The sequence below is a fragment of the Nonomuraea sp. WAC 01424 genome, from assembly GCF_003947315.1.
Lineage (GTDB): Bacteria > Actinomycetota > Actinomycetes > Streptosporangiales > Streptosporangiaceae > Nonomuraea > Nonomuraea spiralis.
On the sequence record NZ_QHHZ01000001.1, the window covers coordinates 822,296 to 837,066 of the forward strand.

The 14,771-nt window shown below is 70.5% G+C and carries 12 protein-coding genes; 7 read left to right on the forward strand and 5 right to left on the reverse strand.

Annotation, left to right across the window (positions count from 1 at the left end; all coding sequences use genetic code 11):
- Positions 1–9: 9 nt before the first annotated feature.
- From carB to pyrR, 5 genes are read right to left on the reverse strand one after another with little or no spacing between them, the layout of a single operon-like run.
- Positions 10–3,297, reverse strand: coding sequence for a carbamoyl-phosphate synthase large subunit (carB, locus tag DMB42_RS03875; protein WP_125630575.1), 3,288 nt, complete (start codon positions 3,295–3,297; stop codon positions 10–12).
- Positions 3,284–4,390, reverse strand: a complete 1,107-nt coding sequence (gene carA / locus DMB42_RS03880) for a glutamine-hydrolyzing carbamoyl-phosphate synthase small subunit (protein WP_125630577.1) — start codon at positions 4,388–4,390, stop codon at positions 3,284–3,286. The genes carB and carA overlap by 14 nt, the downstream gene beginning before the upstream one ends.
- On the reverse strand, positions 4,387–5,676 hold the full coding sequence (locus tag DMB42_RS03885; RefSeq protein ID WP_125630579.1) for a dihydroorotase: 1,290 nt from the start codon (positions 5,674–5,676) through the stop codon (positions 4,387–4,389). The genes carA and DMB42_RS03885 overlap by 4 nt, the downstream gene beginning before the upstream one ends.
- A complete protein-coding gene (locus tag DMB42_RS03890; RefSeq protein WP_125630581.1) occupies positions 5,673–6,590 on the reverse strand; it encodes an aspartate carbamoyltransferase catalytic subunit in 918 nt (305 codons plus the stop codon). The genes DMB42_RS03885 and DMB42_RS03890 overlap by 4 nt, the downstream gene beginning before the upstream one ends.
- Positions 6,587–7,132, reverse strand: coding sequence for a bifunctional pyr operon transcriptional regulator/uracil phosphoribosyltransferase PyrR (gene pyrR / locus DMB42_RS03895; RefSeq protein WP_125630583.1), 546 nt, complete (start codon positions 7,130–7,132; stop codon positions 6,587–6,589). Before pyrR ends, DMB42_RS03890 begins: the two co-directional genes overlap by 4 nt.
- 225 nt (positions 7,133–7,357) lie before the next feature.
- Here pyrR and DMB42_RS03900 point away from each other — a divergent pair, with 225 nt between their 5' ends.
- The 7 genes from DMB42_RS03900 to DMB42_RS03930 all read left to right on the forward strand — a co-directional run bounded on the left by DMB42_RS03900 (position 7,358) and on the right by DMB42_RS03930 (position 14,584).
- Entirely contained in the window at positions 7,358–7,573 is a 216-nt protein-coding gene (locus DMB42_RS03900) for a DUF3040 domain-containing protein (RefSeq protein WP_125630585.1), read from the forward strand.
- A gap of 104 nt (positions 7,574–7,677) precedes the next feature.
- Positions 7,678–9,093, forward strand: coding sequence for an amino acid permease (locus DMB42_RS03905; RefSeq protein ID WP_125630587.1), 1,416 nt, complete (start codon positions 7,678–7,680; stop codon positions 9,091–9,093).
- Positions 9,090–10,334: an arginine deiminase gene (locus DMB42_RS03910; RefSeq protein WP_125630589.1), complete on the forward strand. Its 1,245-nt coding sequence runs from the start codon at positions 9,090–9,092 to the stop codon at positions 10,332–10,334. The genes DMB42_RS03905 and DMB42_RS03910 overlap by 4 nt, the downstream gene beginning before the upstream one ends.
- 10 nt (positions 10,335–10,344) lie before the next feature.
- Entirely contained in the window at positions 10,345–11,349 is a 1,005-nt protein-coding gene (gene argF / locus DMB42_RS03915; protein WP_125630591.1) for an ornithine carbamoyltransferase, read from the forward strand.
- Positions 11,350–12,285 (forward strand): carbamate kinase, encoded by a 936-nt coding sequence (gene arcC / locus DMB42_RS03920; protein WP_125630593.1) that lies wholly within the window; start codon positions 11,350–11,352, stop codon positions 12,283–12,285.
- A gap of 9 nt (positions 12,286–12,294) precedes the next feature.
- The gene (locus DMB42_RS03925; RefSeq protein ID WP_125630596.1) at positions 12,295–13,716 is read left to right on the forward strand and encodes an amino acid permease; all 1,422 of its coding nucleotides are present in this window, start codon (positions 12,295–12,297) and stop codon (positions 13,714–13,716) included.
- Position 13,717: 1 nt separating this feature from the next.
- Positions 13,718–14,584, forward strand: a complete 867-nt coding sequence (locus DMB42_RS03930) for a universal stress protein (RefSeq protein ID WP_125630598.1) — start codon at positions 13,718–13,720, stop codon at positions 14,582–14,584.
- Positions 14,585–14,771 lie beyond the last annotated feature (187 nt).

Consider the following 14,771-nt stretch of genomic DNA (forward strand, 5'->3'; position numbering starts at 1 on the left):
CCGCGCGGGTCAGCCGCGTAGTGCCTGTGCGTGCTCCTGGAGTGAACGCACGCCGACGTCGCCGCGGACGATCGCCTGGATGCCGGCCGCGGCCGCGGCCAGCCCCGAGATCGTGGTGATGCACGGGATGCCGCGCAGCACCGCCGCGGTGCGGATCTCGTAGCCGTCCAGGCGCGGCCCGGACTGGCCGGGGCTGCCGAACGGCGTGTTGACGATCAGGTCCACCTCGCCGTCGAGAATCGCCTGCACGCTCGTAGGCTCCCCTCCGGGCCCGGTCCCCTCGCTGTGCTTTCGCACGATCTTGGCATGGACACCGTTGCGGCGCAGCACCTCGGCCGTGCCCTCGGTGGCGAGGATCTCGAAGCCGAGGTCGGCCAGTGCCTTCACAGGGAAGATCATCGCACGCTTGTCCCTGTTGGCCACGGACACGAACGCGCGTCCCTTGGTCGGCAGTTCGCCATAGGCGCCCGCCTGGGACTTCGCGTACGCCACGCCGAAGAACGCGTCGATGCCCATGACCTCGCCCGTGGAGCGCATCTCGGGCCCGAGCACGATGTCGACGCCCAGGAAGCGGTTGAAGGGCAGCACGGCCTCCTTGACCGCGATGGACGCCTCCAGCGGCAGCGTGCCGCCGTCGCCGGTGGCCGGCAGCATGCCCTCCGCGCGCAGCGAGGCGATCGAGGAGCCGAGCATCACCCGGGCCGCCGCCTTGGCCAGCGGCATGGCCGTGGCCTTGGACACGAACGGCACGGTACGGCTGGCCCGCGGGTTGGCCTCCAGGACATACAGGACGCCGGCGGACATGGCGTACTGGACGTTCAGGAGCCCGCGTACGCCCACCCCGGCGGCGATGGCCTCGGTGGCGGCGCGGATGCGCTTGACGTCGTGGCTGCCGAGCGTGAGCGGCGGCAGCGCGCAGGCGGAGTCGCCGGAGTGGATGCCGGCCTCCTCGATGTGCTCCATGACGCCGCCGAGGAACAGCTCCTCGCCGTCGTAGAGCGCGTCCACGTCGATCTCGATGGCCTCGTCGAGGAACTTGTCCACCAGGACCGGGTGGCCGCCCTCCTGGGCCGCCATGTACGTCGTCAGCGTCTCGTCGTCGTAGACGATGGCCATGCCGGCCCCGCCGAGCACGTACGAGGGCCGGACGAGCACCGGGTAGCCGATCTCGCCGGCGATCTCCAGCGCCTCCGACACCGTCAGCGCGGTGCCGTGCTTGGGCGCGGGCAGCCCGGCCTCGGCCAGCACCCGTCCGAACGCGCCGCGCTCCTCGGCCAGGTGGATCGACTCCGGCGAGGTGCCGACCACGGGCACGCCCGCGTCCTTCAGCGCCTGCGCCAGGCCGAGCGGCGTCTGGCCGCCGAGCTGCACGATCACGCCCGCGACCGGGCCGGTCTGCTGCTCGGCGTGCACGACCTCCAGGACGTCCTCCAGCGTGAGCGGCTCGAAGTAGAGCCGGTCGGAGGTGTCGTAGTCGGTCGAGACGGTCTCGGGGTTGCAGTTGACCATGACGGTCTCGAACCCGGCCCGCGACAGCTCGAACGAGGCGTGCACGCAGGCGTAGTCGAACTCGATGCCCTGCCCGATGCGGTTGGGCCCGGAGCCGAGGATGATGACCTTCTGCCGGTCCCCGAGGGGGACCTCGGTCTCCTCGTCGTAGGTGGAGTACAGGTACGGCGTCCGGGCGGCGAACTCGGCGGCGCAGGTGTCGACGGTGTTGTAGACCGGCCGCACGCCGAGCGCGTGGCGCAGGTCGCGCACGCGGGCCTCGTCCACGCCGCGGATCTCGGCGATCTGCGCGTCGGAGAAGCCGTGGTGCTTGGCGCGGGCCAGCGCGTCGGCGCCCAGCTCGGCCGCGGCGGCGGTCTCCTGGGCCTCCTCCTCCAGCAGGAAGAGCTGGTCGAGGAACCAGGGGTCGATGCTGGTGGCCTCGTACAGCTCGGCCGCGCTCGCGCCCGCGCGGACGGCCTGCTGCATCGTGCGCAGCCGCCCGTCATGCGGGGTGCGGCACGCCTCCAGCAGCTCGTCCTTGTCCTGTACGGGGCCCGCCCAGGTGAAGGAGGAGTCCTTCTTCTCCAGCGAGCGCAGCGCCTTCTGCAGCGCCTCGGGGAAGGAGCGCCCGATGGCCATGGCCTCGCCCACGGACTTCATGTGCGTGGTCAGCGTACGGTCGGCCCCGCGGAACTTCTCGAAGGCGAAGCGCGGCACCTTGACCACGATGTAGTCGAGCGTCGGCTCGAAGGAGGCCGGGGTCTCCTTGGTGATGTCGTTGGGGATCTCGTCGAGGGTGTAGCCGATGGCCAGCTTGGCGGCGATCTTCGCGATCGGGAAGCCGGTGGCCTTGGAGGCCAGGGCGCTGGAACGGGAGACGCGCGGGTTCATCTCGATGACGATCATGCGTCCGGTGCGCGGGTCGACCGCGAACTGGATGTTGCAGCCGCCGGTGTCCACGCCGACCTCGCGGATGACCGCGATGGCGACGTCGCGCATGTTCTGGTACTCGCGGTCGGTCAGCGTCAGCGCGGGCGCGACGGTGACGCTGTCGCCGGTGTGCACGCCCATCGGGTCGATGTTCTCGATGGAGCACACGATCACGACGTTGTCCGCCTTGTCGCGCATGACCTCCAGCTCGTACTCCTTCCAGCCGAGGATGGACTCCTCAAGGAGCACTTCGGTGGTCGGCGAGGCGTCGAGGCCGGCCCGCGCGATGCGGCGCAGGTCGTCCTCGTCGTAGGCGAAGCCGGAGCCGACGCCGCCCATGGTGAAGCTGGGCCGCACGACCAGCGGGTAGCCCAGCTCGCCGGCGGCGGCCAGGCAGTCGCGCATCGTGTGGCAGATGACCGATTTGGCCGACTCGGCGTTGAGCCCGTGCTCGCGGGCGACCTTGGCGACGATCTCCTTGAACTTCTCGCGGTTCTCGCCCGCCTGGATCGCGTCGAAATCGGCGCCGATCAGCTCGACCTCGTACTTCTCCAGCACGCCCGACTCGTGCAGCGCGACCGCGGTGTTCAGCGCGGTCTGGCCGCCCAGGGTGGGCAGCAGCGCGTCGGGGCGCTCCTTGGCGATGATCTTCTCGACGTACTCGGGGGTGATCGGCTCGACGTACGTGGCGTCGGCGAACTCCGGGTCCGTCATGATCGTGGCGGGGTTGCTGTTGACGAGGATCACGCGGAAACCCTCGGCCCGCAACACGCGGCAGGCCTGGGTGCCCGAGTAGTCGAACTCGCACGCCTGGCCGATCACGATCGGCCCGGAGCCGATCACCATGACCGACCGGATGTCCTCACGCTTGGGCACGGCTCATGACCTCACAGAACTCGTCGAAGAGATAAGCGGCGTCGTGCGGCCCCGCGGCGGCCTCGGGGTGGTACTGGACGCTGAAGGCCCGCCCGTCGAGCAGGCGCAGGCCCTCCACGCAGCGGTCGTTGAGATTGACGTGGCTGACCTCGGCCGGCCCGTAGGGGGTCTCGAACGACTCGCCGATCGGCGCCTCGACCGCGAACCCGTGGTTGTGGGCCGAGATCTCGACCTTGCCCGTCCGTACGTCCTGGACCGGCTGGTTGACGCCGCGGTGGCCGTAACGCAGCTTGTACGTGGACAGCCCGAGCGCGCGGCCGAAGAGCTGGTTGCCGAAGCAGATGCCGAAGAAGGGCACCCGCGCCGCCAGGACGGCCTGGAGGGCCGACACGTCGGCCGTGGCCGGGTCGCCGGGGCCGTTGGAGAAGAACACGCCGTCGGGCTCGACCGCCATGATCTGCTCGTACGTGGCCGTGGCGGGCAGCACGTGCACCTCGCAGCCGCGCTCGGCCATCCGGTGCGGGGTCATGCCCTTGATGCCGAGGTCGACGGCGGCGACGGTGAAGCGCCGGGCGCCGACGGCGGGCACGACGTAGGGCTCGGCCGTGGCCACCTCACTGGCCAGGTCGGCGCCCTCCATGGCGGGCGCGCGCCGTACGCGCTCGACGAGCTCCTCGACCGTGGCCGAGGGCGCCGAGAAGATGCCGGCCCGCATCGCGCCCCGCTCGCGCAGGTGGCGGGTCAGGGCGCGGGTGCCGGTGATGGCGATGCCGACGACGCCCTGCTCCTTGAGGTAGTCGTCGAGCGAGCGGTTGGCCCGCCAGTTGGAGACGACCCTGGAGGGCTCGCGCACGACGTACCCGGCGACCCAGACGCGGCCCGACTCCGGGTCCTCGTCGTTGACGCCGGTGTTGCCGATGTGCGGGGCCGTCATGGCGACGATCTGCCGGTGGTAGGAGGGGTCGGTGAGGGTCTCCTGGTAGCCGGTCATGCCGGTGTTGAAGACCATCTCGCCGAACGTCTCGCCTTCGGCGCCGTAAGAGGTTCCGTGGAAGACGCGGCCGTCTTCCAGGACGAGCACCGCGGTGTTCAAACCAGCTTCCCTTCGAGAACGGTCGGCGTGCCGCGCAGGAACGTGGCCACCACCCGGCCGGGCAGCGTCATCCCCTCGTACGGGGTGTTCCTGCTCTTGGAGGCGTAGGCGGAGGGGTCAACCTTCGTGCGGGCCGACGGGTCGTACAGCGTGATGTTGGCGGGCGCGCCCGGCTCCAGCGGCCGTCCGTGTCCGGCCAGGCGGCCGATGCGGGCGGGGGTGACCGACATGCGCTGGGCGACCCCGGCCCAGTCGAGCAGGCCGGTCTCGACCATGGCCTCCTGGACGACGCTCAGCGCCGTCTCCAGGCCGATCATGCCCATGGCCGCGGCCGGCCACTCGGTCTCCTTGTCCTCGACCGGGTGGGGGGCGTGGTCGGTGGCGACGACGTCGATCGTGCCGTCGGCCAGCGCGGCCCGCAGCGCCTGGACGTCGGCGTCCGTGCGCAGCGGCGGGTTGACCTTGTAGATCGGGTTGTAGGCGCCGACCGGGGACTCCTCGACGAGGTCGTCGGTGAGGAGCAGGTGGTGAGGGGTGACCTCGGCGGTGATGTCCCAGCCCTTGGACTTGGCCCAGCGGATGATCTCGACCGAGCCGGCCGTGGAGACGTGGCAGACGTGCAGGCGGGAACCGACGTGCGCGGCCAGCAGGCAGTCGCGGGCGATGATCGCCTCTTCTGCCACGGCCGGCCAGCCGGTCAGGCCGAGCCTGCCGGAGACGACGCCCTCGTTCATCTGGGCGCCCTCGGTGAGCCTGGGCTCCTGGGCGTGCTGGGCGACGACGCCGTCGAACGCCTTGACGTACTCGAGGGCGCGGCGCATCAGCACGGCGTCGCTGACGCACTTGCCGTCGTCGGAGAAGACCCGTACGCGGGCCGCGGAATCGGCCATCGCGCCGAGCTCGGCGAGCTGCCTGCCCTCCAGGCCGACGGTCACGGCGCCGACCGGCTGCACGTCGCAGTGGGCGAACTCGCGGCCGAGCCGCCACACCTGCTCGACCACGCCGGCGGTGTCGGCGACGGGCGAGGTGTTGGCCATGGCGTGCACGGCGGTGTAGCCGCCGCGGGCCGCGGACTGGGTGCCGGTCTGGACGGTCTCGGCGTCCTCGCGGCCGGGCTCGCGCAGGTGGGTGTGCAGGTCGACCAGGCCGGGCAGCGCGATCGCGCCGCGGCCCTCGACGACATCTCCCCCGCCGTCGAGGCCGGCGCCGATCTCGGCGATCAGCCCGGCGGCGATCCGGATGTCCACCGGCTCCCCACCGAGAACCCGCACATTCTTGATGATCACTGGGTCTCTCCCCCGAGCAGCAGGTACAGGACGGCCATGCGGATGGTCACGCCGTTGGCGACCTGCTCCACGATCGTGGATCGCGGTGAGTCGGCCACCTCGGCGGCGATCTCCATACCCCGGTTCATCGGCCCGGGGTGCATGACGATCGCCTCGTCCGGCATCTTGGCGAAGCGGTCGCGGTCGAGGCCGTAGCGGCGGGAGTACTCGCGCTCGCTGGGGAAGTAGGCGGCGTTCATCCGCTCCTTCTGCACCCGCAGCATCATGACCACGTCGGACTTGGGCAGCACCGCGTCGAAGTCGTAGGAGACCTCGCACGGCCAGGTGGCGACCGAGACGGGCAGCAGCGTGGGCGGCGCGACGAGAGTCACCTCGGCGCCGAGGGTGTTGAGCAGCAGCACGTTGGAGCGGGCGACGCGGCTGTGCAGCACGTCGCCGACGATGGTGACCCGGCGGCCTTCGAGGCCGCCGAGGCGGCGGCGCATCGAGAAGGCGTCGAGCAGCGCCTGCGTGGGGTGCTCGTGGGTGCCGTCGCCGGCGTTGACGACGCTGCCGCGCACCCAGCCGGCCAGCCGGTGGGGCGCGCCGGAGGAGCCGTGGCGGATGACGACGGCGTCGGCGCCCATGGCCTCCAGGGTGAGCGCGGTGTCCTTGAGCGACTCGCCCTTGGACACGCTCGACCCCTTGGCCGAGAAGTTGATGACGTCGGCGGACAGCCGCTTGGCCGCCGCCTCGAAGGAGATCCTGGTGCGCGTGGAGTCCTCGAAGAACAGGTTGACCACCGTACGGCCGCGCAGCGTGGGCAGCTTCTTGATGGACCGTTCCGAGACCCTCGCCAGTTCCTCGGCGGTGTCGAGGATGAGCAGCGCGTCGTCCTTGGTGAGGTCGCCCGCCGAGATCAGATGCCGGTTCACCTGGCGTCCTCCTTCATGAGCAGGACGGCGTCGCGGCCGTCGATCTCCGAGAGGTAGACCTTGACCTTCTCGCTCTTGGCCGTGGGCAGGTTCTTGCCCACGTAGTCGGCGCGGATCGGCAGTTCGCGGTGGCCGCGGTCGACCAGCGTGGCGAGCTGTACGGCGGTGGGCCGGCCGAGGTCGTTGAGCGCGTCGAGCGCGGCCCGGACGGTACGGCCGGAGTAGAGCACGTCGTCGACGAGGACGACCACCTTGCCGTCGATGCCGTCGGGCGGCAGTTCGGTGCGCCCGAGCGGGCGGACGGGACCGCTGCGCAGGTCGTCGCGGTACATGGTGATGTCGATCGAGCCGACGGGGATCTTGAGCCCTTCGAACTGCTCGACGCGGTCGCCGAGCCGGCGGGCGAGCGTGGCGCCACGAGTGGGGATGCCGAGAAGGACGACGTCACCGGCGCCCTTGGTGCGTTCGAGGATCTCGTGCGCGATTCGGGTCAGCGCCCGGTGGATGTCCGGGCCTTCGAGTACGGCCCTGGAATCGGACATGGAGGGATCTCACCACCTTTCCCGCCTCACGGGACGGGTCTTAAAAGGGTGTTGGTCGGGACACACAGTACCAGGCGCTACCTGGTACAACGTGAGCGCCCCGCCCTGCCGGCCGGGCGTGGCGGACGTCCCGACCGGCCGTCCGTCCCGTGTGACAGGCGAATTTGGCAATTACCGACATACAGGTATAAAAACTCCTCTAGGTCTTCTCGGGGGAGGTTTCGTATGGCGCTGTCGGCACGCGATCGGTCGGTGCTCAAGGCCATCGCCCGGCAGGTCAGGGAAGAGGACCCCGCGCTGTTCGCGGCCATGTCCCGGCACGGCGCCCGGTCACCGCTGGCCTGGCCGGTGGCGCTGATGGCGTTGTGCCTCGCGGTGTTCGCCGTCGTGCTGCTGCTGTCGGGGTCACCCGACGCCCTGCCGCACACCGTGATCAGGTAATTTCCCCGCCAGGCCCCGTGTCGGCGTCCTCCGCGTAGGGCACGTCACCCAGGGCCGTACGCGCTCGGCGTCGGCCCTTCCTGGGGACTCGCGCGGGGGCACGCATGCAGGAACGACGTCCGCCCTCGAACGGGGTGACGACGGCGGCGCGCCGGACGCAGTCCCCCGCCGCGGGCGGCCTGGGCCTCGGCGCCGCCGTCGCCCTGGTCATGGGGAACGTCGTCGGCACCGGCATCTTCCTGCTGCCCGCCTCGCTGGCCGCGTTCGGCACGGTGAGCCTGGTCTCCATGGTCCTGGTCACCGCGGGCGCCATCGCGATGGCCATCGTCTTCGGCCGGCTGGGCGGGCGCGTCCCGGCGGCCGGCGGCCCCTACGCCTACGCGCGGGAGGCGTTCGGGGAGTTCGCCGGGTTCTGGATCGCCTGGTCGTTCTGGCTGACGGCGTGGATCGGCAACGCGGCCATCGCCGTGGCCTGGGTGGGCTACGTCCAGTACCTGGCCCACGGGCTGTTCGGGCTCCACTGGAGCGGCACGCTCGGCTCGATCCTGATCGGCCTGGCCGGGGTGTGGATCCCGGCCGTGGTGAACCTGGCGGGCGTGCGCAACGCGGCCGCCTTCCAGGTGGTCACCACGATCCTGAAGTTCGCGCCGCTGCTGTTCGTGTCGGTGGTGGGCCTGTTCTTCGTGCACAGCGGCAACTACCCCTCCTTCAACGCCACCGGCGGGAGCTGGGTCTCGGCCGTCTCCATGGCCGGCGCGGTGACCCTGTTCATCTACTCCGGCGTGGAGAGCGCGGCCATCGCCGCCGAACGGGTCAAGGACCCCGCCCGCACCATCGGCCGGGCCAGCGTCATCGGCGTGCTGGTCTGCGCCGTCATGTACATCCTCAGCACGGTCGCCGTCATGGGCACCGTGCCGCAGGAGGAACTGGTCGGCTCCACCGCGCCCTTCGCCGCCGCGCTCGACCACATGTTCGGCGGCACGGGCGGCGGGCTGCTCATGGCCGCCTGCGCGATCGTCTCCGGCATCGGCGCGCTGAACGGCTGGACCCTGCTGGTGGCCGAGATGCCGCTGGCCGCCTCCAAGGACGGCATGTTCCCGCCCGCCTTCGCCGTCGTCACGCGGCGCGGCGCGCCCCTGACCGGCATCCTGGCCGGGACCGTCCTCACCTCGCTCATGCTGCTGGTGGGCTACACCTCCGAGAACGCCTTCAACACGATCGTGTTGCTGGCCTCCTTCACCACCGTCATCCCCTACTTCTTCTCGGCCGCCGCCCAGCTGTTCTGGCTGGTGACCCGGGAGCGGCGGGTCGAGCGGGGGCGGCTGGCCCGCGACCTGGCCGTCGCGGTGCTCGCGCTGCTGTTCTCGTTCTGGATGGCGTACGGCTCCGGCCCCTCGGCCGTGCTCGGCGGGACGCTGATGTTGTTGGTCGGGGTGCCCGTCTACATCTGGCTGAAGGCCAGACACGGCGAGTACGGACCGCGTGATGTCCGTCGCCCTGAGGGGATATCTGAAAAATGACCTTTCATGTCGATTCAGAGGTGGGCCGGCTGCGTCAGGTCCTGCTGCACAAGCCGGAACTGGCCCTCAAGCGGCTGACGCCGAGCAACAAGGACGCGTTCCTGTTCGACGACGTGCTGTGGGTGCAGCGCGCGGTGGAGGAGCACGAGGAGTTCGAGCGGGTGCTGCGCGGGCGCGGCATCGTCGTCCACATGCTGGCCGACCTCCTGCGGGAGGTGGTCGACATCCCCGAGGCGCGCAAGCACATCCTCGACGCGGTCATCGACGAGCGCTGGCTCGGCCCGGTCGCCATCGACGACATCCGCAACACGCTCGACGGCATGGACGCCGCCACCCTCCAGGTGCACCTGACCGGCGGCATCACCAAGCGCGAGCTGGTCGAGATGGGCTGTGACCCCAAGTCGGTGGCCTTCCACACCACCGCCGAGGACGACTTCATCCTGCCGCCGCTGCCCAACCACCTGTTCACCCGCGACACCTCCTGCTGGATCTACGACGGCGTGTCGATCAACGCGATGCGCAAGAAGGCCCGCATGCGCGAGACGGTCAACCTGGAGGCCGTCTACATGTTCCACCCGATGTTCGCCGCCGGCTTCGACCGGCCCGGCGTGGGCGGCTTCCACTGCTGGCTGCCGGGCCAGGCGATGGCGCCGGCGACCATGGAGGGCGGCGACGTGCTGGTCATCGGGCGCGGCGCGGTGCTGATCGGGATGAGCGAGCGTACGCAGCCGCAGGCGGTCGAGATGCTGGCCCAGCGGCTGTTCAGCGCCGGCTCGGCGACCCGGATCGTGGCGCTGGACATGCCGAAGGCGCGCGCGTTCATGCATCTCGACACGGTCATGACCATGCTCGACGTGGGCGTGTTCACCAAGTACGCCGGTCTTGGGATGTTGCCGGCGTACACGATCGAGCCGGGCGAGACCCGTAAGGAGCTCAGGGTCGTCGACCACCCGCCCGAGGACATGCACAAGGCCATCGCCCGCGCCCTGGACATGGACGACATCACCGTCCTGACCCCGCACCAGGACGTGTACGCCGCCGAACGCGAACAGTGGGACGACGGCTGCAACGGCCTGGCCGTCGAGCCCGGCGTCGTCGTCGCCTACGAACGCAACACCACCACGAACAACCACCTGCGCGACAACGGCATCGAGGTCATCACGATCCGCGGCAGCGAGCTCGGCAGGGGCCGGGGCGGCCCGCGGTGCATGAGCTGCCCGCTGGAGCGTGACGGCGTCTAGAAGGGGCGACATGGCGTTCAACCTGCGTAACCGCAGTTTCCTGAAGGAACTGGACTTCACCCCGGAGGAGTTCGGCTTCCTGCTGCACCTGTCGGCTGAGCTGAAGGCCGCCAAGTACGCGGGGATCGAGCGACAGCGGCTCCGGGGCAAGAACATCGCGCTGATCTTCGAGAAGACCTCGACCCGCACACGCTGCGCGTTCGAGGTGGCCGCCCACGACCAGGGCGCGCACGTCACCTACCTCGACCCGGCCGGCTCGCACATCGGGCACAAGGAGTCGGTCAAGGACACCGCGCGGGTGCTGGGCCGGATGTTCGACGGCATCGAGTACCGGGGCAGCAAGCAGTCCTACGTCGAGGACCTGGCGGCGCTGTCCGGCGTGCCGGTGTGGAACGGCCTGACCGACGAGTGGCACCCCACGCAGATGCTGGCCGACATGCTCACCGTCCAGGAGCACACCGACAAGCCGCTGCGCGAGGTATCCCTCGCCTACCTGGGGGACGCGCGCAACAACACCGGCCACTCGCTGCTGGTCACCGGCGCGCTGCTCGGCCTGGACATCCGCCTCGTCTCCCCGCCGTCGCTGCGGCCCGACCGGGACCTCGCGGTCGGGCCGGCCGTGGAGCTGGCGAAGTCCACCGGCGCCCGGATCACCCTCACCGACGACGTGGCCGAGGGCGTCAGGGGCGCCGACTTCCTCTACACCGACGTGTGGGTGTCGATGGGCGAGCCGAAGGAGGTGTGGGACGAGCGGATCAAGTTGCTGCTGCCGTACCAGGTGAACGAGGCGGCGATCCGGGCCACCGGCAATCCGGACGTGAAGTTCATGCACTGCCTGCCCGCCTTCCACGACCGGGAGACGAGCGTCGGCGCCGACATCTACGCCAAGACCGGCCTGGAGGCCCTGGAGGTGACCGACGACGTCTTCGAGTCGCCGCGCTCCATCGTCTTCGACGAGGCCGAGAACCGGCTGCACACCATCAAAGCGGTCATGGTCGCAACCCTGGGGGACTGAATGCGGGTCATCGTCGCACTCGGCGGCAACGCGGTGCTCAAGCGCGGTCAGAAACCGGACGCCGACGTCCAGCGGGACAACATCGCCACCGCCGTCAGGACGCTGGCCCAGCTCGCCGACAAGCACGAGCTGGTCATCACCCACGGGAACGGCCCCCAGGTCGGCATGCTGGCGCTGGAGAGCGCCGCGGACCCCAGCCTGAGCCGCCCCTACCCGTTCGACACGCTGGGCGCGCAGACGCAGGGCATGATCGGCTACTGGATGCAGCAGGCGCTGCAGAACGCCCTGCCCGGCCGCCAGGTGCTGGCCATGGTCACCCAGACCCTGGTCACCGCCGTCGACCCGGCCTTCGCCGACCCCACCAAGTTCGTCGGCCAGGTCTACGAGGAGGACGAGGCCCGCAAGCTGGCCGCCGAGTACGGCTGGACGGTCAAACCCGACGGCCAGTACTGGCGCCGCGTCGTCCCCTCCCCCACCCCGCAGCGCATCGTGGAGACCCGGCTGATCCGCAAGATGATCCGCGAGGGCGTCGTGGTGATCTGCGCGGGCGGCGGCGGCATCCCGGTCGTACGCGACGAGCGCGGCCGGCTGACCGGCGTCGAGGCCGTCATCGACAAGGACCTCACCGCCTCGATGCTGGCCGAGGCGCTGGAGTGCGACGCCTTCCTCATCCTGACCGACGTCCCGCGGGTGATGCGCGACTTCGGCGCGCCCGGCCAGACCGAGATCGCCCACACCACCCCGCACGAACTGCGTGGCCTCAGCTTCCCGGCCGGCTCGATGGGGCCGAAGGTGGACGCGGTGTGCCGGTTCGTCGAGACCACCGGCGACATGGCCGCCATCGGCAGCCTCGACGACGCCGAGGACATACTCACCGGCTCCGCGGGCACCATCGTCACGCCCAACGGGATGTGGCCGCTGACGAGCACCCTCTAGGAGACCGATGTGACACTGGCCGCACGGCTGCTGCGCACCAAGCCGACCGAGCGCATCGTGACCGAGGGCGGGCAGGGCGAGGGCGGCGAGCTGCGGCGCACGATGACGTTGTGGCAGCTCACCCTGTTCAGCGTCGGCGCCACGCTGGGCACCGGCATCTTCGTCATCCTCGGGCAGGCGGTGCCCAAGGCCGGGCCCGCGGTGGTGCTGGCGTTCGTGCTGGCCGCGATCACGGCGCTGTTCTCCGCCCTGTCCTACGCCGAGCTGGCCGGGACGATCCCGGTGTCCGGGTCGTCCTACTCCTACGCGTACGCGACGCTGGGCGAGCTGGTGGCGTGGGTGTGCGGCTGGTGCCTCATGCTGGAGTACGCGGTGTCCGTCGCGGCCGTGGCGGTGGGGTGGGGCGAGTACCTCAACGCGTTCCTGCGCAGCCTGTTCGGCTGGACGCTGCCGGCGGCGATCACCCACTCCCCCGGCCAGGACGGCGGCGTCGTCAACGTCACCGCGATCCTCATCGTGCTGCTGGCCACCTGGCTGCTGCTCTACGGCGCCTCGGAGTCGGCCATGGCCAACGCCGTGTTCGTGCTCATCAAGATCGCGGTGCTGGTGTTCTTCTGCGCGGTGGCGTTCACGGCGTTCGAGGCCGGGAACTTCACCCCGTTCGCCCCCCTGGGCGTCGCCGGGATCACCGCGGCCGCCTCGCAGGTGTTCTTCTCCTACATCGGCTTCGACGCCGCCTCCACCGCCGGCGAGGAGGCCAGGAACCCCAAGCGCGACCTGCCGCTGGCCATCCTGCTGTCCCTGGCCATCGTCACCACCGTGTACGTCCTGGTCGCCGTGGCCGCCATCGGGGCCAAGCCGTGGACCGAGTTCGACCCCGAGAGCAGCGAGGCGAGCCTGTCGCAGATCGTCGACCAGGCCACCGGCGCGACCTGGCCCGGCCTGATCGTCTCCTTCGGCGCGGTGATCGCCATCGCCAGCGTCGTGCTCACGGTCATCTACGGCCAGACCCGCATCCTGTTCGCGATGTCCCGCGACGGGCTCATCCCCCGCGTCTTCCAGCGGGTGAACCCGCGCCACCAGGTGCCGGTCGCCAACACGCTGATCGTGGCCCTGTTCATCTCGGTCCTGGCCGGGCTGGTGCCGCGCGGGCAGCTCGCCGAGGCCACCAGCATCGGCACCCTGTTCGCCTTCTTCATCGTCAACGTCGGCGTGCTGGTCCTGCGCTACCGCAGCCCCGAGCTGCCCCGCAGCTTCCGTACGCCGCTCTTCCCCCTCACCCCGGTGCTCGGCGCGCTGTTCTGCGTCATCGTCATGGCCGGGCTGGCGGGCGTCACGTGGGCCGCCTTCGGCCTGTGGATGCTGCTCGGCCTGATCTGCTATTTCCTGTACGGCTACGGACATTCGCGGCTGAATGCCGAGGTGCGGTGACATGAAGTTCGACAAGGTGCTGGCCGGGTACATCGCCGAGCCGCGGGGCATGGACGGGCTCGCGCTCGCTGTCCTGCTGACCCGGCAGACCGCGGGCAGCCTGACGGTGGCGACCGTCCAGCCGCCGGTGGCGACCACGCCCGGCCCCGCCCGCGCCGACGAGGGCGCCTGGCGGGCGTACCTGCGCGAGCAGGCCGAGAACGACGTCGCCCAGGCCCGCGAGCTGGCCGGCGACCAGGCCGAGTACGTGCGCCACACCAACAAGGGCAGCGGCCGCGGGCTGGTGGAGGTCGCGCGCAGGCTCGGCGCGGACGTCGTGGTGATCGGCTCGGCGCCCGGCGGCGGCCGGTCCCGCATCACCGTCGGCAGCACCGCCGACCAGCTCCTGCACTCCTCGCCGGTGCCCGTGCTGCTGGCGCCGCGCGGCTACGGCGAGGAGCCGCCGGCCGCCTTCGAACGCATCACCGTCGCCTACCGCCGCGGCCCCGGCGCCGACGCCGCCGTCAAGGGCGCGGCCAAGGCGGCCGTCGCCCTGAACATCTCGCTGCGGCTGGTCACGCTGGTGCTCAGGACCGGCCGCCGCGCCAGGATCGAGGAGGAGATGCTCGTACGGCTGCGCGACCAGGCCGCGTCGGACCTGCGCGCGGCGGCACGGGGCCAGCGGCGCAGGCTCCAGGTCGAGGTGGAGCTCCTGGAGGGCCGGAACGTGGCACAGGCCCTCGGCACGACCACGTGGCTGCCCGGCGAGCTGATCGTGTGCGCCTCCAGCGAGGCCGGGCCGCTGCGGCGGGTGTTTCTGGGCGACACGTCCATCAAGATCGTCCAGGCCGCGACCTGCCCGGTCATGATTCTGACCCGCGAGACCTGACGTTCGATTTCACTCGTCAAACTATGACGAAGTAGTGTGGCCATCGGTACAAGAGGGGCGTTTGTTGCGTTCCCTCCCGGACCGGATTCGGCATCTTTTTTCCAATCAGCTTGACCTTAGGCTCCCACCCCTTTACCGTCACTGTGCGTAACCACACCGCGCGGCGTTCTGGGGTAAACCCAGGGCC

Excerpts from the sequence above, each read along its gene's own strand:
- pyrR (WP_125630583.1), bottom strand. The coding sequence starts at position 7,132 with ATGTCCGATTCCAGGGCCGTACTCGAAGGCCCGGACATCCACCGGGCG.
- DMB42_RS03900 (WP_125630585.1), top strand. The coding sequence starts at position 7,358 with ATGGCGCTGTCGGCACGCGATCGGTCGGTGCTCAAGGCCATCGCCCGG.
- DMB42_RS03905 (WP_125630587.1), top strand. The coding sequence starts at position 7,678 with ATGCAGGAACGACGTCCGCCCTCGAACGGGGTGACGACGGCGGCGCGC.
- DMB42_RS03910 (WP_125630589.1), top strand. The coding sequence starts at position 9,090 with ATGACCTTTCATGTCGATTCAGAGGTGGGCCGGCTGCGTCAGGTCCTG.
- argF (WP_125630591.1), top strand. The coding sequence starts at position 10,345 with ATGGCGTTCAACCTGCGTAACCGCAGTTTCCTGAAGGAACTGGACTTC.
- arcC (WP_125630593.1), top strand. The coding sequence starts at position 11,350 with ATGCGGGTCATCGTCGCACTCGGCGGCAACGCGGTGCTCAAGCGCGGT.
- DMB42_RS03930 (WP_125630598.1), top strand. The coding sequence starts at position 13,718 with ATGAAGTTCGACAAGGTGCTGGCCGGGTACATCGCCGAGCCGCGGGGC.